This window comes from uncultured Thiohalocapsa sp. (genome assembly GCF_913063425.1).
In the GTDB taxonomy this organism is placed as follows: Bacteria; Pseudomonadota; Gammaproteobacteria; order Chromatiales; family Chromatiaceae; genus Thiohalocapsa.
In genome coordinates this window covers 132,577-157,472 of the sequence record NZ_CAJXYK010000006.1, presented here as the reverse complement: position 1 = coordinate 157,472, position 24,896 = coordinate 132,577, and the positions used below count along the sequence as shown (strand labels likewise).

At 70.3% G+C, this 24,896-nt stretch carries 17 protein-coding genes; 10 read left to right on the top strand and 7 right to left on the bottom strand.

Annotated features, from left to right (window positions below; translation table 11 throughout):
* Window positions 1-96 precede the first annotated feature (96 nt).
* Entirely contained in the window at window positions 97-1,119 is a 1,023-nt protein-coding gene (locus QZ607_RS04970) for a hypothetical protein (protein ID WP_295880325.1), read from the bottom strand.
* A 459-nt stretch (window positions 1,120-1,578) separates the two neighbouring features.
* Between QZ607_RS04970 and QZ607_RS04965 the strand changes: the two genes are divergently transcribed.
* Window positions 1,579-2,433 carry a lytic transglycosylase domain-containing protein gene (locus QZ607_RS04965; protein ID WP_295880323.1) on the top strand — a complete coding sequence of 285 codons (855 nt, stop codon included), beginning with the start codon at window positions 1,579-1,581 and terminating at the stop codon, window positions 2,431-2,433.
* Between the two features lie 76 nt (window positions 2,434-2,509).
* Here QZ607_RS04965 and QZ607_RS04960 read toward each other — a convergent pair whose 3' ends face one another.
* Window positions 2,510-3,781 carry a nucleoside transporter C-terminal domain-containing protein gene (locus QZ607_RS04960; protein ID WP_295880321.1) on the bottom strand — a complete coding sequence of 424 codons (1,272 nt, stop codon included), beginning with the start codon at window positions 3,779-3,781 and terminating at the stop codon, window positions 2,510-2,512.
* Between the two features lie 191 nt (window positions 3,782-3,972).
* Between QZ607_RS04960 and QZ607_RS04955 the strand changes: the two genes are divergently transcribed.
* Genes QZ607_RS04955 through sfsA form a run of 3 tightly spaced genes read left to right on the top strand, consistent with a single transcriptional unit; the run spans window position 3,973 to window position 5,665 of the window.
* A complete protein-coding gene (locus QZ607_RS04955) occupies window positions 3,973-4,590 on the top strand; it encodes a thioredoxin family protein (RefSeq protein WP_295880319.1) in 618 nt (205 codons plus the stop codon).
* A gap of 30 nt (window positions 4,591-4,620) precedes the next feature.
* Window positions 4,621-4,914, top strand: coding sequence for an acylphosphatase (locus QZ607_RS04950; RefSeq protein WP_295880317.1), 294 nt, complete (start codon window positions 4,621-4,623; stop codon window positions 4,912-4,914).
* Window positions 4,915-4,930: 16 nt separating this feature from the next.
* Complete coding sequence (gene sfsA, locus QZ607_RS04945; RefSeq protein ID WP_367268153.1) at window positions 4,931-5,665, top strand: DNA/RNA nuclease SfsA; 735 nt, start codon at window positions 4,931-4,933, stop codon at window positions 5,663-5,665.
* 78 nt (window positions 5,666-5,743) lie between these two features.
* Here the strand turns inward: sfsA and QZ607_RS04940 are convergent, their stop codons facing one another.
* A complete protein-coding gene (locus QZ607_RS04940; protein WP_295880315.1) occupies window positions 5,744-6,598 on the bottom strand; it encodes a metallophosphoesterase in 855 nt (284 codons plus the stop codon).
* Between the two features lie 276 nt (window positions 6,599-6,874).
* On the opposite strand from QZ607_RS04940, the gene QZ607_RS04935 reads away from it, so the two are divergent.
* From QZ607_RS04935 to pgi, 3 genes are all read left to right on the top strand, one after another.
* Complete coding sequence (locus QZ607_RS04935) at window positions 6,875-7,840, top strand: hydrogen peroxide-inducible genes activator (RefSeq protein ID WP_295880312.1); 966 nt, start codon at window positions 6,875-6,877, stop codon at window positions 7,838-7,840.
* Window positions 7,841-8,160: 320 nt separating this feature from the next.
* Window positions 8,161-8,580 carry a rubrerythrin family protein gene (locus tag QZ607_RS04930; protein WP_295880311.1) on the top strand — a complete coding sequence of 140 codons (420 nt, stop codon included), beginning with the start codon at window positions 8,161-8,163 and terminating at the stop codon, window positions 8,578-8,580.
* Between the two features lie 408 nt (window positions 8,581-8,988).
* Window positions 8,989-10,629: a glucose-6-phosphate isomerase gene (gene pgi, locus QZ607_RS04925; protein ID WP_295880310.1), complete on the top strand. Its 1,641-nt coding sequence runs from the start codon at window positions 8,989-8,991 to the stop codon at window positions 10,627-10,629.
* A 191-nt stretch (window positions 10,630-10,820) separates the two neighbouring features.
* On the opposite strand, the gene QZ607_RS04920 is transcribed toward pgi, so the two are convergent.
* A complete protein-coding gene (locus QZ607_RS04920; RefSeq protein ID WP_295880308.1) occupies window positions 10,821-11,702 on the bottom strand; it encodes a TauD/TfdA family dioxygenase in 882 nt (293 codons plus the stop codon).
* A gap of 242 nt (window positions 11,703-11,944) precedes the next feature.
* Here QZ607_RS04920 and QZ607_RS04915 point away from each other — a divergent pair, with 242 nt between their 5' ends.
* On the top strand, window positions 11,945-12,424 hold the full coding sequence (locus tag QZ607_RS04915) for a universal stress protein (protein ID WP_295880305.1): 480 nt from the start codon (window positions 11,945-11,947) through the stop codon (window positions 12,422-12,424).
* Between the two features lie 27 nt (window positions 12,425-12,451).
* On the opposite strand, the gene QZ607_RS04910 is transcribed toward QZ607_RS04915, so the two are convergent.
* Entirely contained in the window at window positions 12,452-15,466 is a 3,015-nt protein-coding gene (locus QZ607_RS04910) for a M28 family peptidase (RefSeq protein ID WP_295880303.1), read from the bottom strand.
* A 719-nt stretch (window positions 15,467-16,185) separates the two neighbouring features.
* Here QZ607_RS04910 and QZ607_RS04905 point away from each other — a divergent pair.
* Both QZ607_RS04905 and QZ607_RS04900 read left to right on the top strand, forming a co-directional pair.
* Entirely contained in the window at window positions 16,186-16,953 is a 768-nt protein-coding gene (locus QZ607_RS04905; RefSeq protein WP_295880302.1) for a DUF1194 domain-containing protein, read from the top strand.
* Between the two features lie 575 nt (window positions 16,954-17,528).
* The gene (locus QZ607_RS04900; protein WP_295880301.1) at window positions 17,529-18,311 is read left to right on the top strand and encodes a THxN family PEP-CTERM protein; all 783 of its coding nucleotides are present in this window, start codon (window positions 17,529-17,531) and stop codon (window positions 18,309-18,311) included.
* Window positions 18,312-18,455: 144 nt separating this feature from the next.
* Here QZ607_RS04900 and QZ607_RS04895 read toward each other — a convergent pair whose 3' ends face one another.
* A complete protein-coding gene (locus QZ607_RS04895) occupies window positions 18,456-23,030 on the bottom strand; it encodes a CheR family methyltransferase (protein ID WP_295880300.1) in 4,575 nt (1,524 codons plus the stop codon).
* Window positions 23,031-23,383: 353 nt separating this feature from the next.
* Entirely contained in the window at window positions 23,384-24,037 is a 654-nt protein-coding gene (locus QZ607_RS04890) for a response regulator transcription factor (protein WP_295880297.1), read from the bottom strand.
* Between the last annotated feature and the right edge of the window lie 859 nt (window positions 24,038-24,896).

Sequence of the window (24,896 nt, the reverse complement as noted above, 5' to 3'; positions counted from 1 at the left end):
CAGGCGATGGGCGGGGCGCACCGAAATGGGGCGTTCGGCCGGCCTGAATGCGGCGTCGGCGCGTCACGACGGGCAGGCGCCGGCGTTTCCGGGCGGTCAGCGCGCGGGGGGCTCGCCGGCCATGCTGCCCGCCTGCGCGGCGCCGGACGGCGGCTCGCCGGGCCCGCCCTGCGGGTCGAGAAAGGTCCGGCGGAAGCGGTCGCACTGGTCGATGAGCTCGCGGGTGCTCTTCGGCATGGGCACGCGGGCGCGTACGATGTGGCTCACCAGCGCGGTGCCGACCTTGAGGATGCGGTTGCCTTCCTGTGCCTCGTGGATCTCGCGCAGGGTCGGCGCCGGCGGCAGGTGCGGCTGCATGCGCCGCAGCTTGTCGCTGGCCACGACGAAGGCGGGCCAGACGCTGAAGATGACCGGGTCGGTGCGCAGGGTCTCGGTCTTGCGCTTGGCGCTCTCGGCGAGCTCATGCAGCAGCGGCTGGATCGCCGGCAGCTGGGTGCTGCCCGCAAAGGTGGCGGCGATGGTGGCGGTGATGCGGTCGATGTCGCGCATGGTCTGCGCGATCTTGACATAACGGCTCTGGTAGAAGGTGGCGATGGGCTGGCTGAAGGCCTTGAACGGCTCCCCCCAGAGCTCGTCGATGCCCTCGTCGCCGCCGCGGTGACGCACCAGGCGGCCCAGCTCCAGGGCCTCCAGCAGATAATCGCCGCACTCCTGCATCAGGGCGTCGTCGGGCTCCACCTCGACGCCGTCGGCCTGCAGCTCCACGAGCTTGGTGAAGATGGTGGTGGCGCGGTTGAAGAGCGCGCCGGCGAGCATGGCGCCGTTGACCCGTTTGCGCTCGGGGTCGGTCTCGCGCTCATAGGCGGCGCGCGCCTCCGCGAGGCGGATGCCAGGGATGTTGATGCCGTGCTCGACGTGATTGAACAGACGCCGGGTCAGGGCCTCGATCAGCGCCTTCTTGGCCTGAAGGCTTTCCGGGGGCGGCTCGTAGTACTTGATCCAGTACCCGTCCATGTAGATACAGGTGTGCCCGTTCACCTCGGCCTTGGCGCCGTTCTGTGGCCCTCTGTCGGTGTCGGTGCCGCCCTGGGCGGGTGCGTGGTGAGACTCCAACGGCATGCTGAACAGCTTGACTCCGACGCGGCGGCGGTGGCGATACGGCAGCTGGGGCGGATGGCGCGGCCCATGGGCGGACCCCGATGCCGGAACCGGCCCTCTAGCGCAACATTTTCGACGCGTTGAATGTGTCATTGCAACTGCGCAAACGACCTACCATTTCTGCTGCAAGCGCTTGAAAGTGTTTGGTTGTTGCGCTGAGAGCGTCTATGATGAAGGGAATGCCCGGGAACCGTCCGTCTCGCCGACGGCGCCGTTTGCGGCGCCGCGCCTTGCGGGCGGGCGCGTCGGGTGGTGCGAACACGCTGTCCAGGCGGGCCGCAGCCATCACCATGCCGGGTGCGCCCACACAATTCACCCGCCGGGACCACCCACAGGGCCCGCCCGGTAAATCCACAGGAAACCGCCAGCCGGGAGACCTCAACCGTGCGACTGAGACGGCACCGACATCCACCCAGAGCCGTGCTTCGCCGGCGCCCGCTGCACAGGCGGCGGGGGCTCTCGCTGTCGGCCGTGCTGTGGCTTGCGGCGTGGCTGACCCCTGGTCTTGCGGCCGCGCCGGCGGCTGCCGATGCGCCCGGCAGCGCCGAAGCCACCCGGGCGTCCGACACCGCCGCAGCGCAGCAGCTGCCGCAGCCGCCGGGCACGCCGCGGCCGAGCCGCGCCGCCGTGAACAAGCTGGTGGACCGCTACGCGCGGCGCGCTGGACTGGAGCGGGAGCTGGTGCACGCCGTGGTGCGCGCGGAGTCCGGCTACGACGCCCATGCGGTGTCGCACGCAGGTGCCGTCGGTCTGATGCAGATCATGCCGGCGACCGCCGCGGACTATGGCGTGCGCTCGGTGGCCGCCCTGTTCGACGCGGAGACCAACGTGCGCATCGGCACCCGGCACCTGAAGCGGCTCGTCTCCCGCTACGGCATCGGCAAGGCCGTGATGGCCTACAACGCGGGCGAGGGGGCGCTGCAACGCCACGGCGGCTTCGTCACCTATGCCGAGACGCAGCGCTACACCCATCGTGTGCTCACCACCTACCTTCAGCGTAAGGGCGTGAGCGCGTATTCCGCCAAGGCCCGGCAGATCACCGGCATCAGCCTGACCCCGGCCATGGCGAGCGCTGGGGCGAGCGCGGGCGGCCGCCGGGGTCTGACGCCGCGGGAGCAGGCACGCCGGATGCGCGGCGTGGATCTCTCCACCCTGTCCCTCAAGGTTCGGCCGTCACTCACCGACCGTGCGCTGGACCCCTCCGTGCACGACACGGGGCCCGAGAGCCGGCCCATGTTCGTGCTGGAGCGCCCCGACGCGAAGGCAGCCGACTGAGCCCCGCTGCCGTAGGCTTAATCTGAACGGCGACCCGGCGCGCGCCCGCTCGGCTTCGCCGGCAGCGTCGCGTTGGTCAAAGCAGGATTCCCACCAGGGCTGCGGTCATGAGCGTGGTCAGCGTGCCCGCGAGGATCGCCCGCAGCCCCAGTGCCGCCACCTCGGTGCGCCGGCTCGGGGCGAGCGCGCCGAGACCGCCCAGCATGATGCCGAGGCTGCCGAAGTTGGCGAAGCCGCAGAGCGCGTAGGTCATGATGAGACGGCTGCGCTCGCTCAGGTCCTGCGCCGGCAGGCCCGCGAGCTCGATGTAGGCCAGCAGCTCGTTCAGCACCGTCTTGATGCCCATGAGCTGGCCGGCCGCGGTGGCCTCCTGCCACGGGATGCCGACGAGCCAGACCACGGGCGCGAACACCCAGCCCAGCAGGCGCTGCAGCGTCAGGGGGGCGTTGCCCACCGCCGGCAGCAGTGCCAGGGCCGCGTTCCCGAGGCTCACCAGCGCGACCATGACGATGAGCATGGCGATGATGTTGAGGAGCAGCGGCAGGGCATCCAGGGCGCCGCGGGTGATGGCGTCCATGGCGCCGGCGTACTCCTGGCGCACCGGCGGCACGTCCTCAGCCGCGTCCGGCCCGCCGCTGGTGGGCGCCGGCACCAGGATGCCGGCAATCACCAGGGCGCCCGGCGCATTCACCAGGGAGGCGGTGAGGATATGTCCCAGCGCGTTCGGCACCGCCGCACCGATGAGTGTGGCGTAGAGCACCATGACGGTGCCGGCGATGGTGGCCATGCCGGTGGTCATGAGCGCGAACAGGGCGCTGCGGGACAACCCGGCGAGGTAGGGCTTGATCAGCAGCGGCGCCTCCACCATGCCGATGAAGACATTGGCGGCCGCCCCGAGTCCGAGCGGCCCGCCGACGCCGAGGAGCCGCCGCAGCAGCCATGCGAAGCCGCGCACCAGCACGGGCAGCACCCGCCAGTGGAACAGCAGTGCCGACAGCGACCCGATCACCAGCACCAGCGGCAGCGCGCGGAAGGCCAGCACGAAGCTGTTGTCCGGGTAGGCCACCTCATAGGGCGCCGCGCCGCCGCCGACATGGCCGAAGACGAAGCTGGTGCCGGCCTCCGTGGCCTGATTCAGCGCCAGCACCAGGCCGTTCACGGCGACGAACACCTGTTGCGCCGCCGGCAGCTTGAGCAGCAGCACGGCCAGGGCCAGCTGCAGCGCAAGCCCGCCCAGCACCAGCCGCACACGCACGGCGCCGCGCGTCTCGCTCAGCACCCAGGCGATGGCCAGCAGGACGCCGATGCCGAGCGCGCCGCGCGCCGCCTGCAACAACAATTCCGTCATCCAGGGTCCCCTTGTCCGGCTCGATCGAAGGGGCGCGGCAGACCGGCCCGGTGGGAGTGTAGCGCCCTGCGCGCGCCGGCGTGCGCGTCAGGCTGCAGCCTGTGCCGTGCGTGCCGGCGCCGCGGTCAAGCGTTGAAAAGGCGTCCCCGCCACAGCACAATCGGCGGGTTTCCACCCCTGGGAGTCCTGACATGACCCAGTTGCCGACCCGCAGCCCACGCCGACGTGCGCCGGCCGCCCCGCCCCTCGCCCCGCCCCTCGCCCCGCCCCTCGCCCTGGCCCTCGGCCTGCTGCTCCTCGCTGCCGCCACGGTGCCGGGCCATGCCGCCGCCACCCGTGACCCCGGCAAGCACTTCTTCGACCAGACCTTCGGCGATTTCACCGAAGAGCTCCAGCTCGCCCGCGACGAGGGCAAGCAGGGCATCCTGCTGATGTTCGAGATGGACGAGTGCCCCTTCTGCCACCGCATGAAGACCACGGTGCTGAATCAGCCCGCGGTGCAGGACTACTTCAAGGAGCACTTCCTGATCTTTCCGGTGGACGTGGAGGGCGATGTGGAGGTCACTGACTTTGCCGGCGACACCCTGGCGCAGAAGGACTTCGCGCTGAAGACCCATCGCGTGCGTGCGACGCCGGTGTTCGCCTTCTTCGACCTTGACGGCAACCTGGTGGCCCGCTACACCGGCGCCACCCGCGATGCCGAGGAGTTCATGCTGCTCGGCCGCTACGTCGTGGAGGGCGCCTACCGCGATACCACCTTCACCAAGTACAAGCGCGCCCATGCGGACGATCGCCAGGCGGCACGCTGACGGGCGTGCGCCGGCCCGGGGAGGATCGCAATGACGGCATCGGAGCTCAACGCCAATCACGTCTGTATGCGCTGCACCGTGGCGGGACGCGTGCAGGGGGTCTTCTTCCGCGCCTCGGCGCGGGAGGAGGCGCTGCGGCTCGGCGTGAGCGGCCACGCCCGCAACCTCCCGGACGGCAGTGTGGAGGTGCTCGCCTGCGGCGAGCCCGAGGCCGTCAACGCCCTGCGCGACTGGCTGCGTCGTGGACCGCCCCAGGCCGACGTCACCGGGGTCGCCTGCGAGACCCTTGAGTACCGGGCCGTGAGCGGCTTCACCACCGGCTGACGCCAGGGCGCCTGCGCTGCAACTGCCGCCGCTGCACCCGGGCCGCATCCTGGCGCGGCCGAACCGCTTCGTCGCCGAGGTGGCGCTCGCCGGCGGCGCGCAGGTCCGCGCCCATGTGCCGAACACCGGCACCCTCATGACCTGCTGGGTGCCTGGCGCGCCGGTGCAGTTGTCCCGCGCCGAGAGCCCCAAGCGCAAGCTGCCCTGGACGCTGGAGCGCGTGGACATGGGCGGCGGCTGGATCGGCGTCAACACCCTGCGCCCCAATCAGGTCATGGCCGAAGGCATCGCTGCCGGCTGCATTCCGGAGCTGGCCGGGTATGGCCGCCTGCGCCGCGAGGTGGCGTTCCAGGCCGAGGCCGGCGAGGCTGGGCGCATCGACATTGCGCTCGAGGAGGGCAGCCGCCCGCCGGCGCTGGTGGAGGTCAAGAACGTGACCCTGCTGGACGGCGCGCACCTGCGCTTTCCGGATGCCCGCAGCGAGCGCGGGCGCAAGCACCTGGCCCTGCTGACGGCGGCGGTGGCGAGCGGGCGGCGCGGCGTCATGCTGTTCGCCCTGAACCGCCCGGAGGGAGAGCGCTTCGGGCCCGCCTGGGACATCGACCCGGCCTACGGCGAGGCGCTGCTCGCCGCCGCGGCGGCCGGGGTGGAGCTGCTGGCGGTGCGCATGGTGCACACCGCTGACGGCATTGCCGTGGGGGCGGCGGTGGCGCTCGACCTGGTGCGACGCTGCGCCGGCCCGCGGTGGTGATCACCCGTTGTCGCGCCTGCGGGCTGCCCGGCTCTCAGCGCCCCCGCTCCTTGTGGCATGCCGCGACCTTGCCGGTGCTCAGTAGCCCTCTGTGGCCGGGGTGAAGGGCTCGGGGTAGGCATCGGTGCGCTCGACGCCGGTGTCGAGGCGGCCGTCCGGGTGGAGCTCCAGCCAGCGGTAGCCGGGCGTCAGCGGGTCCAGCGCGAAGTCCCTGCTGCCGGGCAGGAACTGGACGCAGGTGGACGGCGTGGCCAGCAGGCGCAGCCCTGCCTGGCGTTGCTCCGCGTCCTGATGCACATGGCCACAGATGACCGCCGACAGGTCGGGGTGGCTGGCGAGGGCGGCCAGCGCGGCTGGGCCGTTGTCCACCTGCATGGTGTCGATCCACCGGCTTCCCAGGGGCGCCAGGTGGTGGTGCAGGAAGACGAGTGTCGGGCGGCGACGGTCGGCGGCGGCATGCGCCGCCAGACCGGCGAGCACCCGCTCATCGAGGTGGCCGCCCTCTTCCGCCGGCACGGTGGAGTCCAGCAGCAACAGGTCCCAGGCCCCCGCCGGCACCAGACGCAGGGCCGAGGCGGCGCTGCGGTCCAGGTGGCCCACCAGCAGATCCAGGCGGTCATGGTTCCCCGGAATGCAGTGGTAGGGTATGCCGAGGCCGTCGAAGCGGCTGCGCAGGAAGCGATACGCCGCCGGCTGCTCATCGTGGACAAGGTCGCCGGTGAGCACGATGGCGTCCGGGGGCCAGTGCCGGGTCTGTGCCAGGGACAGGACCGACTCCAGTGTGCGGCGCGTGTTCTGGCCCAGTAGGCGCCGCTCAGGGTCCGCATACAGGTGCAGGTCGGTCAGCTGCAGCAGGCGGAAGGGCACGGCGGCATTCTGCCCGCATCGGCCGCTGCCGCCTGTGCGCGGGGCGGGAGCATCGGTGTCGGCCATGGCGTGTTGGTCGCTGCCGCAAAACTTGCGCGTAAATCCTTGACCTACTAACAGGTAGTGGGTCCTGGGGCAAGGGAGGATGACGCTTTCGTGACAGACATCGCAATCCGTGTGGCCCCTCCCAGTCCGCCGCCGGGTCGGCCTTCGCGTCGGCGGCCCCGACCCGCCCTGGCAATGGCTGCCCAATCCATGGCCGTGTCCGAAGCGTGTTCATGTATTCTGGATGCCGACCGTACACGTCCAGCCCGCGCAGGACAACCGGGGAGAGCCTGATCCATGACGCTGAACGAGCTGCGCTATGTCGTCGCCCTGGCCCGGGAGCGGCACTTCGGCCGCGCCGCGGATGCCTGCTTCGTCAGCCAGCCGACGCTGAGCGTGGCGGTGAAGAAGCTGGAGGACGAGCTCGGCGTGAGCCTCTTCGAGCGCGGCACCGGCGAGGTGACCATCACGGACATCGGGGCTGCCGTGGTGGCCCGCGCGCAGCGGGTGCTGGAGGAGGCGGACGGCGTGCTGGCGGTGGCCCGCAGCGGTCGCGACCCGCTGGTGGGTCCGCTGCGGCTCGGCGCCATCTACACCGTCGGCCCTTACCTGCTGCCGCGGTTGGTGCCGGCGCTGACGCGGGCGGCGCCGTCCATGCCGCTCATCATCGAAGAAGACTTCACCACGGTGCTGGCGGAGCGGCTGAAGCGCGCCCAACTGGATCTGATCGTCATCTCCCTGCCCTTCGACGAGCCGGGCATCCAGACGCTGCCCCTGTATGACGAGGACTTCGTGGTGCTGCTGCCGGGCGGCCACCCCTGGGCGCGCCGGCCGGCCATCGAGCCCGCGGACTTGGCCGGCGAGCGCGTCCTCCTGCTGGGCCCCGGGCACTGCTTTCGCGACCAGGTGCTGGCGGTCTGCCCGCAGTGCGCAAACGGCGGCGCGGAGGGTCCTGACGGCCTCGGCCGTGGGCTGCAGGGCAGCTCGCTGGAGACCATCCGCTGCATGGTGGCGAGCAACGTCGGCATCACGGTGCTGCCCATGAGTGCGGCGCGGGAGGACCGGCTGGGCGGGCAGATCGTCTGCGCCCGGCCCTTCACCGGCGCGGCGCCGTCGCGGCGGGTGGCGCTGGCCTGGCGCAAGTCCTTTCCGCGCGTCGGCGCGGTGGAGGCCGTCGCAGCCGCGGTGCGCGGCGCTGAGCTGGGCGACGGGATTGCACTGGCGCCTGCCGACACCCATCATTCGGTCGGCCGATCCTCATAAAACACCGCTATCGGGCTCATTGGAAGAAACAATTGCTGCCCCATTCACCGGGGGGTAATGTCCCGCGTGGAATACGCGCAGCGGCCCCGGCCCCGCAGCTTGGGCGCCGGCTTGTCGCCCCACCGTCTGACGCTCGGGGCGCCGGGCCCGGGGCTCGCGCGGTGGCGTCGCTCACCAGGTCAACCGGCGGTGAGCCCAAAGCCAACCCGTGGCGCGCGGCCCGCAGCGGCGACCCCCGGCCGCCGATCCAGCAGGCAGCCCACCAGCAAGCAACCCACCAGCAAGCAACCCACCAGCAAGCAACCCAGAGGATTCCGATCATGGAGCTCAAAGGCAGCAAGACCGAGCAGAACCTGAAAGACGCCTTCGCGGGCGAGTCCCAGGCCAACCGTCGTTACCTCTACTTCGCCTCCAAGGCCGATGTGGAGGGCTACAACGACGTCGCCGCCGTGTTCCGCTCCACCGCCGAGGGCGAGACCGGCCATGCCCACGGCCATCTGGAGTACCTGGAGCAGGTGGGCGACCCGGCGACCGGCCTGCCCATCGGCGCCACCGACGCCAACCTGAAGTCTGCCATCGCCGGTGAGACCCACGAGTACACCGACATGTACCCGGGCATGGCCAAGTCCGCCCGCGACGAGGGCTTCGAGGAGATCGCCGACTGGTTCGAGACCCTGGCCAAGGCCGAGCGCTCCCACGCCAACCGCTTCCAGAAGGCGCTCGACAATCTGGACGCCTGACGGCGGCGGGCCGGGTGCGGCTGCAAACACCACCCGGCCCATCATGCATGCGGTTGGAGCCGCGCGCGCCGGGTATGCTATACCCCAGACGTGCGGCGCCGCGGCAGCAGACTCCGGGGCGCCTTGCGCCCTTTTTTTGTGCGCGCGCGCTTTTTGGTCGTAACCTTGAAGGACGAGCCGGAGGCGTGCTCGCCGGCTGCGCACTGAAGGCCGCTCGTCCCAGGATACCCACTGGAAGTCGGCGTACCCGGGGGCGGCCTCGCGACCTCCGCAGTGGTGCACGCGTTCTCCGTGCCGGCTCCTCATGCCGGCGTGCTTGGCCCCCGCGGGGCCCGAGCCGTGCGCGCACCCGGCTGCCGTCGCAGCGCCGCTGAACCGCAACCCACCCTCAGGACCAAGGCTGTCATCATGGCCCTCATCGACTCCTCACCGGCCTGGCAGGCACTCGCTCACCACTGGCAGCGCATGGCGCGGGTGCACATGCGCGATCTCTTCGCCGCCGACCCGGACCGCGCCGAGCGCATGACCGCGGACGCTGCCGGGGTGCATCTGGATTACGCCAAGCACATCGTCACCGACGAGACCCTGGGCTTGTTGTTCGACCTCGCCCGGTCGGCGGAGCTCGAGTCCTGGCGGGCGCGGATGTTCGATGGCCGGCACATCAACAACACCGAGGATCGGGCGGTGCTGCACGTGGCCCTGCGCAACCGCTCGAACCGGCCCATTCAGGTGGACGGCAGGGACGTGATGCCGGACGTCAACGCCGTGCTGGCGCGCATGCGCAGCTTCAGCGAGCGGGTGCGCGGCGGGGACTGGCAGGGCTTCACCGGCCGGCCCATCCGCGACGTGGTGAACATCGGCATCGGCGGCTCCAATCTGGGGCCGAAGATGGTCTGCACGGCACTCGCGCCGTATCAATCCGCGGCGCCGCGGCCGCATTTCGTTTCCAATGTGGACGGCAGCCATCTCGCCGAAACGCTGAAGGAGCTGGACCCGGCAACCACGCTCTTCATCGTGGCCTCCAAGACCTTCACCACCCAGGAGACCATGACCAACGCGCAGAGCGCGCGGCGCTGGCTGGTGGACGGGCTGGGCTCGGATGCCGCCGTGCGCAACCATTTCGTCGCCGTCTCCACCAACGCCGAGAAGGTGGCGGAATTCGGCATCGACACCGAGCACATGTTCGGATTCTGGGACTGGGTGGGCGGGCGCTACTCGCTGTGGTCCGCCATCGGGCTGCCCATCGCAATGGCGGTGGGCTTCGATCGCTTCGAGGAGCTCCTCGCCGGCGCCCATGCCATGGACGAGCACTTCCGCACCGCGCCGCTGGAGGACAATCTGCCGGTCATCCTGGGCCTGCTCGGCGTCTGGTACATCGACTTCGCCGGCGCCCGCACCCATGCCATCCTGCCCTATGACCAGTACCTGGAGCACTTCCCGGCCTACTTTCAGCAGGGCGACATGGAGAGCAACGGCAAGCACGTCACCCGCGACGGCAGCCGGGTCGGCTATGCCACCGGGCCGGTGGTCTGGGGCCAGCCGGGCACCGACGGCCAGCATGCGTTCTACCAGCTGATCCACCAGGGCACCGAGCTGATTCCCTCGGACTTCATCGCGCCCATCAAGAGCCACAACCCGTTGGGCGACCACCACGCCAAGCTGCTGGCCAACTGCTTTGCGCAGACCGAGGCCCTGATGCGCGGGCGCACCCTGGAGGAGGCCCGCGACGCCATGCTCGCCGCGGGCACGGACCCGCACGAGGCGGCACGCCTGGCGCCGCAGCGCCAGTTCGACGGCAACCGCCCGAGCAGCACTCTGCTGGTGGAGCAGGTCACGCCCGGTACGCTCGGCGCGCTGATTGCCCTCTACGAGCACAAGATCTTCACCCAGGGCGTGATCTGGGGCATCAATTCCTTCGATCAGTGGGGGGTGGAGCTGGGTAAGCAGCTCGCCGGTGTGATCCTGGGCGAGCTCACCTCCGGCGCCGTCACCGCCGAGCACGATGCCTCCACCGCGGCGTTGCTGCGGTACTACCTGGAGCGGCGCTGAGCACTGCCGGCAGGGATCTGCTGCAAGTCGGGTCAGGGTCGTGTGACCCGATACGGCGCTCGCGTAACCCACTGATTGTCGGGTTACGCTGTCGCTGACCCGACCTACCGTGGTTTGGCGCGGCGCTGAGGCGCGTCGGCGCCGGCTGCGCCGATGCGCGCCACCGCGTCACCCCAACCTGGGGTGCGGCCTCAGCTGGCTTCGATGCGATCGTAGTACCGCGCCCGGTACAGGAGCCGCGGCGCGCCGGCGTCCCCGAACCGCGTGCGTGCATGCAGCACGTTGTTGCAGATCACGCCCCAGCCGGGCTCCAGGCGCAGGCGCATCACCGGGGTGTCCGGCGCCGCGAGCACCTCCCGCAGCGCCTCGACGGCGGCGCGGGTTGCCGGGTCATCACGCCATTCGATGTTGCGCTTGCGGTCCGTGTAGCGCATGGCGAGCTGTCCGCGTGCGCAGCTCATGAATACGGGTCCGCTGCTGGCGGGGCGCAGCTCCTCGCCGTCCACCACGTTCGGCGGGATGGTCATGGCATCGCTGTGCATCAGCGCGCGGATATGGCCGGGGTCGCGGTCGCGCAGGCGGATGTAGACGATCTCCGGGTCCAGCAGGGCGTTCTCGCCGCCGGCCGCCGCCGGGCGGACGCAGTGCAGGATGAAGGCCCGGATCTGCCGCCCCGGGCTGTTGTAGTAGCCGTCGGTGTGCCAGGCGATGGGCCTGTCCGTGTAGGGGATGAAGCCGCGGTGCAGGGCATCCGACTGGATAGTGACGGCGGTGATGGCGTCGTCGTCCGCGCCCGGGTTGTGGTCCAGTCGCTGCAGGCCGAAGCGCGCGCCGAGCAGGCGCGGGATGTCCTTGTCCGGATCAGCGCCGACCCGGGCTTGGTAGACCGCCATGTTCCAGCGCCGGCAGCGCTCGCGGATGGCCTCGGCCTCGGCGTCCGTGAGCCGGCGCGGGTCGTTCACGTCCACCACGAGGTCCGCCGGGGAGCCGGGCAGGTCCGCGAGCTTGGCGTCGCGCCAGCGGCGATAGGCGTCGTCGTTGCTGAGGGAGAGCGGGGTCACGTGGCGCGGCATGGTCGGGTCTGTCGTCGGGACGGCAGCGGGCGTCGGGGTGGATATTGTCAGCGAAAATCGTACAACGCCCGGCGCTGCCGAGCTACCGGCATGGGCACCGGAGGGCGTCGGTAGGCGGCCTGCGGCAGCCTGGAGCGCGCCGGGTGGCGCGGGGCATGCCCCATGCACCGATGCGAATGCTGGGATTGCCCGCCAGTCTCATATACTTTGGGGCGAACCCCAAACCATCGCAGGAGGGCACCATGTCCGACAATCCCTACCGGCACATGCTGCTTGCAGTGGACTTTGCACCGGAGTCCGAGGTCGTCATCGCCCGCGCCCTGGCCATGCGCGAGCGCTTCGGCGCCCGCCTCACGCTGCTCAACGTCGTCGAGTACGTGCCTCCGGAGACCGAGCTCGCCGGCGGTGCCTTCATGGCCGAGCCCGTGCTGCCGTCGGATCTGGACCTGGAGCGCGAGCTGGTGGACGTGGCCCGCAAGGAGCTCGACGGCCTGGGCGAGCGCATCGGTGTCCCGGAGGAGGACCGTATCGTGGAGTTCGGCCCCACGGGCCGCAGCATCGAGCACGTGGCCAAGGATCTCGGCGTGGACCTGATCATCGTCGGCGCCCGGGACCACACCTGGCTCGGCAACCTGTTCGGCTCCATCTCGCGCTCCCTGCTGCGCCACGAGGTCTGTGACCTGCTCGCGGTGCGCATCGGCGAGAAGGACACAACGGACTGACGGGCGCGGCGGTGCCGGTGGCTCGGGTTACTGCCGCGCCACGGGGGTCACGCTGAGCTCGGCCGCCTGCCCGTCGCGGCGCACCTGCACCAGCACCGGCTCGCCCACCCTGAGCGCGTTCAGGGCATAGGTGTAGTCGTAGATGTTCTCGATGCTGCGCCCCGCCACGGCGGTGATGACATCCCCCGCGCGCAGCCCGCCGGCCTCGGCGGGCCCGCCCTTGGCAACGCCGTCGAGCAGCACGCCGGCCACGTCGGCGTCGGCATACGCGGGAATCGTGCCGAAGTAGGCGCGCAGGTTGGCGCGGCTTGCGCCGGTGCCGGGCTTCTCCTGGGCCACATAGGCCGGTGCGGCGTCGCTCTTGGCGAGGGCGCCGGACATGAGTCCCACCAGCCTGGCGATGCGCGCCAGACCGTCGTAGTTGAGCCGCTCGGCGGTGTCGTCCGGGGTGTTGTAGTCCGCGTGGGCGCCGGTGAAGAAGCTCAGGATGGGCACGTCGGCCAGGTAGAAGGACGTGGTGTCCGTCGGCAGATAGGCGTCCGCCTGCAGCCGCAGCGGCAGCCCCACGGGCACGTTGCGCCGCTCCAGCTCCCGGCGCCAGCCGTCGCCGGAGCCGACGCCCTGCACGTACAGGTAGTCGTCGAGCCGGCCCACCATGTCCAGGTTCAGGTAGGCGGCGACGCGCGGCGACACCGCACCCTCGTCGCTGCCGAGCTCCGCGGCCAGGGCCTCGACGAAGGCGGTGGAGCCGAGCCGGCCAAGCTCCTCGCCGGTCCAGGCCGCAAAGACGATGTCCTGCGCGAGCGCAAGCTCCCCCGCCGCATGCCGTGCGGCCAGGGACTCGGCGATCTCCAGCAGCGCGGCCACGCCCGAGGCGTTGTCGTCGGCGCCCGGGTGCACGCGCCCCTCCAGCTCGTCACGGGAGGAGAGGCCGCGGCCGTCGCCGATGTGGTCCACGTGGGCGCCGACCATCAGCACGCGCCGGCTCGGTGCGTCGCCCGCCTGGAGCCTGCCGAGCACGTTGCGGTCGCGGCCGATGCTGCGGCGCAGCCGGATGTCCGCCGCCACCTGCACCCCGTCCAGGGGCACGGCTGCGGCCGCGCCGGTGTCCGCCTGGCGCTGCAGCGCGGCGAGGTCTGCGCCGGCGGCCGCGGCGAGCCGCGCCGCGGCGGCGGCGGACAGCGACACCACCGGCAGGCTGCCGGCGCCGGCGCCCGCCTCGGTGTCGAGCGGCAGCAGCTGGTCCTTCACCGGGGTGTCCGGGCCGGGCGCCAGCAGCAGGCCGCGCGCGCCCGCCTCCCGGGCCACCAGGGCCTTGTAGCGCGGGTCCGCGTACTCCACCAGGTCCTGCCGGCGCTGCGCAGCGATCCCGGCCGGCAGGTCGCGCAGCGCCAGCACCCACTTGCCGGTGACGTCGAGGTCGCCGTAGCTGTCGAAGTCCTGGGTGCCGTCCTCCCCCGGCGCGACGATGCCGTAGCCGGCGAAGACCACGTCTGCCGGCGCCACCGCGCCGGTGCCGGAGAAGGGCAGCGGGCGCCAGTCCTGCTCAAGCTCAAGCGGCGTGTCCGCGGCGCCGGCGCCGCGCAGGCGCAGCGCTGTGCCCTCCGCCACCGTCACCCCTGCCGTGAAGTCGAAGGGCTGGAACCAGTCCGCCGGCGTGCCGCCGGCGATGTCCGCGGCGGGCGCCAACCCCAGGGCGGCCATGGCGCGCGCCACATAGTCCGTCGCCAGCCGGCTGCCGGCGGTGCCGGTGCGGCGGCCGGCCATGGCGGGTGCCGTGAGCGCCTGGACATGCGCCCGAAGGTCCTCCGCGCTGATGGCGGGCGTGGTGGCGGGCAGCGCCGGGGCATCCGCCGGATCCACCTCCGGCTCCGGCAGGGTGCTCGCAGCATCGGACGCGGCGCCGGCCGGCGGCAGCCCCAGCAGCTCGCGGGCGGCGGCGTCGTCCCAGTCGGCCATGAAGATCTGCGCCTGCTTGGTGGCGGTGCGGCTGCTGGCCCAGGCGAGCCGGTTGCCGTCGGGGGTGAACACCGGCAGCCCATCGAAGCCCGGGGTGTCGGTGACCCGCACCGGCGCCCGCTCGCCCTCGGCATCGACGATGTACAGCTCGAAGTTGGCGTAGCCGTGGGCGTTGTTGGTGAAGACGATGTAATCACCGCTCGGGTGGAAATAGGGCGCCCAGGACATGACACCCAGGTCGGTGACGGCGCGCGGCTCGGTGCCGTCGGCCTGCATGGTCCAGATCTCCGCGGTCCGGCCGTCCGGCGTGAAGCGGCGCCAGACGATGCGGCTGCCGTCGGCGCTGTAGAAGGGGCCGCCGTCGTAGCCCTCCTGATTCGTGAGCCGCCGGACATTGCTGCCGTCGGCGTCCATCACGTACAGCTCCATGGAGCGCGACGGGTCCTCTTCCACCGCCGCGCGGGTGGCCGCGTCCGCGTCCTCGGCGTAGGCATGGCGGTTGGAGGCGAACAGGATGTGCCTGCCGTCCGGCGAGTAGGAGCCCTCGGCGTCGTAGCCCCGGGCATGGGTGAGCCGCCGCGGCGGCCCGCCGTCCAGGCCGGTCTCGTAAATCTCGTAGGTCGGGTCGTAGCTCCAACTGTAGCGGCTGCCCTGGCCGGCGGCGCGCTTGTCCAGCTCTGCCTGCTGCTTGGCCTTTGCCTCCGGGTCCTGATGGGTGGACGAGAACAGCACCCGCTGGCCGTCCGGGTGGATCCAGGCGCAGGTGGTGCGACCGGTGCCGGTGGAGATGCGGCTGGTGTCGCCGGTGGTCAGGTCCAGCAGGTAGATCTGATAGAAGGGGTTGCCGGGCTCGCGCTCGCTCTGGAAGACCATCCAGCGTCCGTCGGCGCTGAAGTAGCCCTCCCCGGAGCGCCTGCCCTCGAAGATGAGCTGGCGGGTGTTGGCGAGCAGACGCGCCTCGTTGCCGCCCTCCGCCGCCGGCTCGGCCGGTGGAGCCGGGGTGTCGGCGGGTGCAGGTCCGGTGACCAGCGCCGCCAGCAGTGCCGTCATCAGGGCCTTGGCGGCAGCGTGGATTCTGTGCATCTCGATGGGCTCCTCAAGGTGGTGATCGTGTGGGCAGGTTGTGGGCCGTTGGCCCGGCCGTCTGCCGCCCCCTGAGGTGTGGTCGCCCGTGCGCGGCGACAAACACCCGCCATGCCTCCCTGGACACCGACGCGCATCCAGGACGGCCGGCATCTGGCAGCCTGTGATCTTGGGCACCGTGATCTGGGGCACCGTGATCTGGGGCACCGTGATCTGGGGCACGGTGATCTGGGGCACGGTGATCTGGGGCACGGTGATCTGGGGGACGTGATCTGGCGGGCTTGATCTGGAGGAGCCGGCCGCGCCGCGCGCGGGACACCCCTTGGGGTCCGGTTCCCCCAGGCGGTCGCAGGCGGCGCTGCGGGCTGGAACAGGCGGCGCCGACACATCCATCATGCACTGTGCCCGAGGCGTCCATCCGGTGCCGTTGTTCAGCGCGTAACTGACAAGCGTATCAGGCCATCGTTTATCCAGTATCAGGGGCTGTCGCGAATATGTGCCGGCGCTCCTTGTGGGGTAATGCTGAATAATTGCGGATTACAGATTCATTATGCAGCCCCATCACGAGATCAGGGTATAACCTATCCACAGCGTCGGGGTGAGTTGAGAGACTGCATCGCGTGTACGCAGCTGCCGTGGTGGATCGGCCCGGCTGGAGCCGGTGCGTATGCGGGCAGCGTCTGTCCTCTTCCCACTCAAACGCCCGAGGTTCCTTACACATGTTCAAGCCCAGGTTCAAGCAACATCTCGCCGGCGGACTCGCCGGTGCCCTGCTCTGCATCGGTGTCTCCTCCGCCAATGCCGCGGTGACGACCGCGCTGTATCTGGCCATGGATGGCTCCGGCAGCATCAACAGCGGCCAGTTCACCCAGCAGGTGAACGGCTACGTGGCCGCGCTGAATAATGTCTTCGGCGTGTTCGGTGGCCAGCTCTACGGCAACGTCGCCATTGGTGCCAGCGTCTTCGGCCTGAATTTCAGTGAGTATTTCCCGGTGACGACGATCAATAATCCCACTGATCTCGGCGCCCTGACGACCGCCATCGCGGGGCTGGACCCGGGCCGGGATGGTATCAACACGAGCGCCACGGCCATCGGCGATGCGGTGACCGCCGCCGCCGGCAGTCTGATCGCCTTCGAGACCGCACTGGGTGCAGATATCAACCTGCTCATCGACGTCACCACCGACGGTGCCAACAACATCGGCGCACTCCCCAACCCGGCCTCCGTGGCAGCGCTGGGCAGCGGCTTGGATGCAGTCAATTGCCTCGGTATCGGTGGTGGTGCCGACTGCAGCTGGGTCACCAGCCCCACTGTGGTCGGCACGGACTTCGGCAGTGTGGGCTTCGGCGAGCTGGCAGGCGCACTGGAGGACAAGCTGGTCACGGAAATCCCCGAGATCCCGGTGCCCGGCGTCGCGGCCCTCGTGGGCATCGGCCTGCTCGGGCTCGGGCTGACCCGGCGCGCCGCAGGGGCATCCGCCGGCTGATCATCCGCTCCGGCACCGGCACAGGCACCAGTGCACCCCGCCCGCGCGGCGGGGGACACTGGCTGCGGTTTTGATGCCGGCTTGACGGGGTGGAGAAGGACATCCCGGCGGTCCAAACGGCAGGCCGCGCGCTGGATGCGCTTTTTTCTGTAACGGATCTTTTACACCTGGACCTGCGGGCATCCGTGCCGAGGCGTCGCAATAACAGACTCAATCCATAGTAATTTACAGAGACACCGATACGATACTCAGGGAAAAACCGATTGCCGTCGGAAGTATTCGTTTGATGAAACTGGACAGACTTCCGCCGATGCAAAAATGACAGCACAGCTTGATTCGTCAGGCTTCTTTACAGCGCAGTGATCTCAGAGGAGGGCGTGACGACAAACAGACTGAAGGGGGGTTTCAAGGGTATGAAGTACTGAGCTTTTTCGAATGGAAGAGGCATATGGCACAGGCCTTGCTGAGTGCCGTTGTGACAAGGCTGCGCACATGGTCGGGACCCGCATTCCCGGTGTCGCGCGGTCGTGTAGAGACTCAACCATTCCGATAAAAGCCCCTCAGAGGAACCCTCAATGAAGCTCATGCAACCTGCTCTGGTCGCTGCGGCCCTGCTGCCGCTCGCCGGCACCGCCTCCGCTGCGACGATTACGATGACGGTGCTCGAGACCCGTTTCGACAACCCCTCCGGCGGCAATGTGCTGACCATCGACGATGTCTTTGTACCCGATGCAGCGCCGGCGCAGATCCGCTGGGGTCAAGGGGCACTGGCAGGGGACCTCGCGAATGCCTCTGGTTACGAGTTCGACCCCCGGGACACGCCCTTCAGCGAGCCGGAAGAGACGATCTTCGAGCTGGGCAACTTCACGCATTTCAACTTCCCCATTTCGCTGGGCACCTCCATCGACTCGGTGGAGCTTTTCCTTCGCGCGATGATCACCGTTGAAGACGGCGGCGAAGTCTTTGATCTTGGCCAGTCCATCTTCGAGTTCGCGGTCATGCACGATGAGACGCCGAACAACGCCGTTCCCTGCCCCTACGGCGACGATGACGACAACGCCAACGGCTGTGCAGACCAGGTGATCATCGAGACGCTCACCACCAGCGATACCTTTGCGTTCAACGGACGGGAGCTGACGCTGGAGATCCTGGGCTTCTCGGAGACCCTGCAGGACGCTCAGGACGGCATCTTCGACTCCGAGTTCATCTCTCCTGAGCGCGGCGAGAACGTCCGCATCCTGTCGGCGGCCTTCGCCACCGTGAGCGAGGGCGAGACGCCGGTGCCGGCGCCGCTGCTGCTGATGGCAGCCGGGCTGTTCGGCCTCTTCGGTGCGCAGTATCTGCGTCGGCGCGGCTGAGCCGGGCCTCGTCGCAGGTCACACGCAGATCCCGGAGCCCCAAGCGGACAGCGCACGGCGCTGGACCCGCGCGGGCATCCGGGCTGTGTGGATGAAAGGGGGCCGATCGGCCCCCTTTTTTTGCTGAAGCCCGCGCGGTGACGATCAGCGCTGCCGCGGCACCCGACACGCCACCAGCGTGCCGCCGCCGTCGGCGGGCGCCACCTCGCAGGTGCCGCCCAGCATCCCGGCGCGGTAGGCCATGAGCCGCAGCCCGAGCCCGCGCTTGGCGCCAGGCGAAATACCCTGGCCGTCGTCGCGGATGCGCAGCACCACGTCCGTCTCCCCAACCTCCAGGCTTACGTCCACGCGCTGGGCCTGGGCGTGGCGCATGGCGTTGCTGATGGCCTCCTGCGCAATGCGGTAGAGATGCGCTGCCTGCTGCTCGCCGATGCCGGCGCAGCTGCCGGTGTGGGTGAATCGGCAGGGGACGCCGGCGGCGCGCTCCATGCCGGCGGTGAGCTCCGCCAGGGCGTTCTCGAGCCCCGGCGCCGACACCTCCGCCGACAGACCGCGGGCGATGCTGCGGCAGGTCTCGAGCGCATGGCGCAGGTAGTCCTCCAACTGCACGAAGGCGTCGGCGCTGGCCTGTGAGGGCTGGTCTTCCAGCTGCCGGCGCAGGCTGTGCGCCAGCATCACCAGTGCCGTCAGCTCCTGGCCCAGGCCGTCGTGGATCTCCCGGCCCACCTCTTCCTGCTGGCGGGTGCTGAGGTCGATGACATCACGCTCCAGCCGGCGGCGCTCGCTCACGTCCCGGCCCACCAGCACCCACAGCTGCTGCTCCGGCACGAAACGCGCGGAGAGCTCCAGCGGGAAGGGCTCGCCCTGGGCGCGGCGTCCCTCCAGCTGTCGCGGCTGATGGTCCGGCTGCTCCACCAGCGGGTCGGTTGGGGCGCCGTCGCCGCGGGCAAAGAGCCCACGCACCGGCTTGCCCGCCACGGCGTCCGCCGTGCAGCGGAACATGGCCTCCGCGGCGGGATTGAAGGTCTGGATGCGGCCGTCTGCATCTGTGGTGACGATGGCCTCGGCGGCGGCCTCCAGCACCGAGCGCAGCCGGGTCTCGCGCTCTGCCAGCGCGTCCTGCGCCGCCTTCAGGTCGCTCACGTCCAGCATACAGCCGAGCATGCTGGTGAGCGCGCCATCGGCGTTCCAGGTGAGCGCCCCGCGCGCCAGCACGTGCATGGTGCGCCCGTCCGGGCGGCGCATCCGGTACTCCGCCTGCCATTCCTCGGCATGGGCGTCGATGGCCTGGCGCACCTGCGCGCGGGCGGCGTCGCGGTCGGCGGGATGGATGCCGTCCAGCCACCAGTCCTGCGCCGGCGGCTGTGACGGTGTCGGCCGGCCGAAGTGGCGCTCGTACTCGTCGCTCCACCACAGGCGGCGGTGGAGGAGGTCGTGCTCCCACACCGCCTCGTGCACCACCCGCAGGGCGCGGCGCAGGCGCTGCTCGCTGGTCTGCAGCTCGCGCTCCAGGGCCTTTTGCTCGTGGATGTCGAGCATCAGCACCAGCATCTGGTCCATGGCGGCCTCGCTGCCGGGCATCAGCGCCAGTTGGCACAGCATCGGATGCGGCGGGCCGCCCGGCCGCTGGACCTGCGCCTCGGCGCTCGCGACGCGCTCGCCGGCGGCCAGGGCCGCCAGGATCTTGTCCAGCTCGTCGGGGCAGCAGTTGCCGGGCAGGGGCTGCGGCAGGGGGAAGTCGTCCGGCAGGCCGAGCAGCCTGCGTGCGGCGGCGTTGACGGCCTGAAGCCGGATGGCGGTCCGGCAGGCCGCTGCCTGGTCCGGATGGGCGCGGAAGAAGGCCGGGTCATGCGCCGCCGTGCCCCATTGCGCCAGCAGCGGCGCCACGGCTGACCAGTCCTGCTGCAGCATGGGAATGGGGGAGGCCTCGAAGAGGTGGCGGTAGTGGCGCTCGCTGGCCGCGAGGCGCGCCTCGGCGGCGCTGCTGGCGGTGACGTCGGTGAAGGTGATGACGACCCCGTCGATGCGGTCGTCGTTGCTGCGGTAGGGCTGCACCCGGCGCAGAAAGCGGCGGCCGCCGGCGCCGCTCACGCGGCGCTCGATGGGGGCCAGGGTGTCCAGCACGCCGGCGCAGTCCGCCAGCAGCGCCTGGTCGTCGATGCGGAAGCTGAGCTCCTCCAGCGGGCGGTCCACATCGGTCGGACGCAGGTTCATGAGATCCTTGGCCGCGGGTGTGAAGAGCTTGACCCGCAGCCCCCGGTCCAGGAACACCGTGGCGGCGTTGGAGCTCGCCAGCAGGTTGTTGACGTCGCTGTTGCGCTCCTCCAGCTCCGCGACCTTCTCCTGCATCTGGCTGTTGACGGTGGCGAGCTCCTCGTTGAGGGATTGCAGCTCCTCCTTGGAGGTCTGCAGCTCCTCGTTGGTGGACTGCATTTCCTCGTTGGTGGAGATGACCTCCTCGTTGGCGGCGCGCAGCTGCTCGTTGGCGCTCTGCAGCTCCTCGATGGTGCTGCGCAGGTCGTCGCGGGTGGCGCGCAGCTCGAATTCCAGCTGCTCCACGGTGCTGAGCTCCGCGCCCTCGGGCTCCGCCGCAACAGGCTGAGTGTCCGCCGCCGCCGGCTCGCCCAGGTCGCGGAAGGTCACCAGCAGCAGCCGCTCGGCCAGTCGGCTTTCGCGCACCGGGTGCGCCAGCACTTCCACCGGCACCTGCTCGGCGTCGCGCAGGGCGACGGCATCGCCCACCCGTACCGGGCGCTCCTCGCGCAGCGCCGTCTGGCAGGCGCCGCGCACCGGTGCCAGCAGCCCCTGGCGCAGCAGCTCCAGCAGGTTGCGCGTGGGCTCGCCGCTCGGCTGCTCCAGGTACTTGGCGGTGGGGCCGTTGTAGTACAGGATGTCGTAGCCCGCGTTGATGAGCACCGCCGCCGGGGCGAACAGCTCGCACAGGGTGCGCCGGGCGGTCTCTTTGAAGTCCGTGCGCTGCTCGAAGCCCGCGAAGGGGCTCGCCGCCGACATCTCCCGCAGCGGCTCCGACAGGGGCATGGCCACGCCGATCAGGTCCTGGCGGCTCGGGCCGGTGCGCCGGAAGATACGCCAGCGCTTGGACAGGGTCTCGAACAGGTCCTTGTTGGACCCGACGGACTCGGCGGTGCCGAGGAAGAGATAACCGCCCGGATTGAGCGCGAAGTGGAAGCGGGCAATGACCTGCTCCTGCGCCTCCGGCTTGAGATAGATCAGCACGTTGCGGCAGCTGATGAGGTCGATGCGCGAGAACGGCGGGTCCCGCAGCAGGTTCTGCGCCGCGAACACCACCACCTCCCGCAGCGCCTTGCCCACCTGCTGGCGCCCGCCGCCCAAGGTGGTGAAGAAGCGCTCCCGCCGCGCGCGGCCGAGGCCCTGCATGGCAGCCTCGGTGTAGATGCCGTGGCGCGCCTGCTCCAGCGCTGAATCATCGATGTCGGTGGCGAACACCTGCACATTGGCGGCGCGCCCGCCGGTGCTGAAGGCCTCCAGGAGCAGCATGGCGATGCTGTAGGCCTCCTGCCCGGCGGCGCAGCCGGGTACCCAGACCCGCAGCGGCTCGTCGCCACGGTGGCGCTGCACGAGGGGCTCGATGACCTGCTTGCGCAGCGTGGCGAAGGCCTCCTCGTCGCGGAAGAAGCCGGTGACGCCGATCATGAGGTCCCGGTACAGCCGCTCCAGCTCTGCCGGCTCTTCGCGCAGCTTCCGCAGGTAGGCGGCCGTATCCGCGAGGCTCAGCTGATCCATGCGCCGGCGGATGCGCCGGCCCACCATGCTAGGGCGGTAGTCGCGAAAGTCGTAGCGGGTGCGCACCCGCAGCAGCGCCAGGATGTTGCGCAGGGCGCTCTGCTCGGCGGTGTCTTCTGAGAAGTCCTTCAGCAGCAGGTCGCCGCCGGGGCGCACATGCTCCAGCAGCGCCGCGGGGATCTCCGCCGGCGGCAGGGCCAGATCCGCGAGCCCCGCATCGATGGCCGCCTGGGGCATGGCGCCGAACTGCGCCGTCGCCGGCAGCTGCACCACGCCCAGGCCGCCGGCGTCCACGATGGATCGGAGCCCGTCCACGCCGGCATCGCCGGAGCCTGAGAGGATCACGCCGAGGGCCGCCGGGCCCAGGTCTTCCGCCAGGGAGGTGAGCAGGCCGTCCAGCGCTGCCTCCGCCTGGGCGGGCTGCTTCAGGGGCTCGATGCGCATGCGCCCGCCGCGCAGCGTGAGGCCCTGGGAGGGGCGGGCGACGTAGACGGTGTTCGCCCGGGGCACGGCATTGTCCTCGGCGGCGCGCACCGGCACGGCCGTGTGCTTGGCCAAGAGCTCCCCCAGCATGCTCGGCTGGTCCAAGGCGAGGTGCGGCATCACGATCCAGGCGAGGCCGCTGTCGGGCGGCACCGCGCCGAAGAGCGCCTCCAGCGCCTTGAGCCCGCCGGCGGAGCAGACGACGCCCACCACGGGTGCCGCCGCTGGACCTCTGCGCTGCGGATGGTCGCTGCGCCGGGGGTCACCGGATACCCTGTCCGCGGGTGCTGTGTGCTCGGGTGTGGGGTCGGGTGCGCGCTCCGGTGCGTCCACGGGGGCGACCGGGGTCGGCTCGCCCTGGGGCGGGTCGGTCGGCTGCCGCTCGGGGGCTGGGGCATCCGGTTCCGGCGCGTGCGCCTGCCCTGCGGCCGAAGGCTCGGTGCCGCGGGGTTCCTTGGGTGGTTTCGACATCTGCCTGCGTCCGATGGCTGTTGGGGGCGCCGCTCAAGCGGCGTGCAAGCGAACTGAGTGCAAGCGTGTGGGGGTGCGCGTGCGCAACGCGCTGAGCCCTAAGGCGGGCCGTCAGGCGGGGCGTCAGTGCACCGGCTCCAGCTGTGCCCGACCCGTGGCTGGTGATCCGTCAGGTGGCAGCCTTGCGGCGCCAGTGGCTCGTTGCAGCGCCTCTGTGCGGTTTCCGGCTTGATGTACGCCAGCGCCGGGAGTGCGCCCTTGACAAGGACGACGTCTCAGACTGCCTCAGGCGGCTGTGCCGGGGCCGGGCAGCGCCGTCCGTTCGGTGCTGCCCGGGGTGGCTCGCGCCGGGATCAGGCCTGCTCGATGTGCCACTGCACGGCGTGGCGCACCAGCTCGCCGCCGGTGGCGAGCTGGAGCTTGCGCTTGATCTTCTCGCGGTGGGTCTCGACGGTCTTGACGCTCAGGTGCAGCCGCTCGGCGATCTTGGAGGTGGACAGGCCCTGGCCGATGAGGCCGAAGACCTCCAGCTCGCGGTCGCTCAGGTCCTCGATGCTGGAGGTGCCGGCGTCCTTCTTCTTGGCGAAGCCGTTGATGACGCGCTCCACCATCCTCTCGCTGAGATAGATGCGCCCGGCCAGCACCTGGCGCACGGCCTCCAGGATCTGCTCCGTCACCTGGTGCTTGTTCACGTAGCCGCGGGCGCCGGCGTTGATGGCACGCTCGGCGAACAGCGACTCGTCGTGCATGGAGCACACCAGCATCTTGAGCTCCGGCGTGTGCACCTTCAGGCGCTTGATGAGCTCGATGCCGTTGCCGTCGTCGAGGGAGATGTCGATGAGGGCGAGGTCGGGGTTCTGGGTGCGCGCCACCTCGATGGCGTCGCGGACGTTGCTCACCTCGGCGCAGATGGTGAGGTCGGGCTCGTCGTCGAACAGGCTGCGCAGGCCGGCGCGGACCAAGGGGTGGTCGTCGACGATCAGAATGCGGCTCGGATGAATCGCCATGAAACGGTAGCTCCTCGTGTCTCTCTTTGTCGAAGTCGTCTGTGCTGCGCGCTGCCTTTGCGCGGGCGCGCCATCATGTGTGGCACCCGATGCCTGCCGGCGCCGGGCGATGGATGTGCGCCTGCGCTCCCCTGGGTTCTTTCCGGCCCCGCTCGGCACGGGGTATGCGGCGGGTGGACCCGGCTGGGCGGCGTCGTTTTGCTTGCCCGGCGGCGCTTTGCCGCTGGGCCGGCACAGATGTCTGTCGGGCTGCGCCTTGGCGACTCTGATCGAGTCTCATTGCCGATGGCTACCCGGCTTATCCCTGAGCCTGGACTCAGGCTTTGCCGGTCGTGCCGTTCTGACCCGTATCAAGCACCATGAGCCTAAAGTGTGACAAGAATCAAGCGACCGTTCGTGCACGAATTGCTGATAAACGGCCGGGGACTCTATGCGGGGCTGTGCCGCGCGCGCTCGCCTGAGCGGAATTTCCCATCCGCCCGTAGCAAGGGTTTGGGACAGTGCCCGATCTCCCGCCTAATGCCCAGCGGCCATACTGGAATCATAGTCGTTCCTGCCCATTGTGCGAGCGCCCGGTGGCGGCCCCGTGCCGGGTACCGGACGATGCCCCGCGCCCGGCTGGGATAAGTCAAGCATACCGACCTAAGTCAATGAATCAACGGGGTCTGTGCAAATTTACCAGCTCGGCTCCCGTGGACTTGGACAGCACCGCGACAGACCGCCTCGAGGACCTCGACGGCGGCATAGGCTGCGGCGCATGCGGGAGCCGGTCATGGTGCTGCGGACGCAGCCTGGACGAGCGTCCTGTGCGGTCCCGGTGAGGCGGACCGCCGGTCCCCGTCGGCGGGCAGCGGCCGCC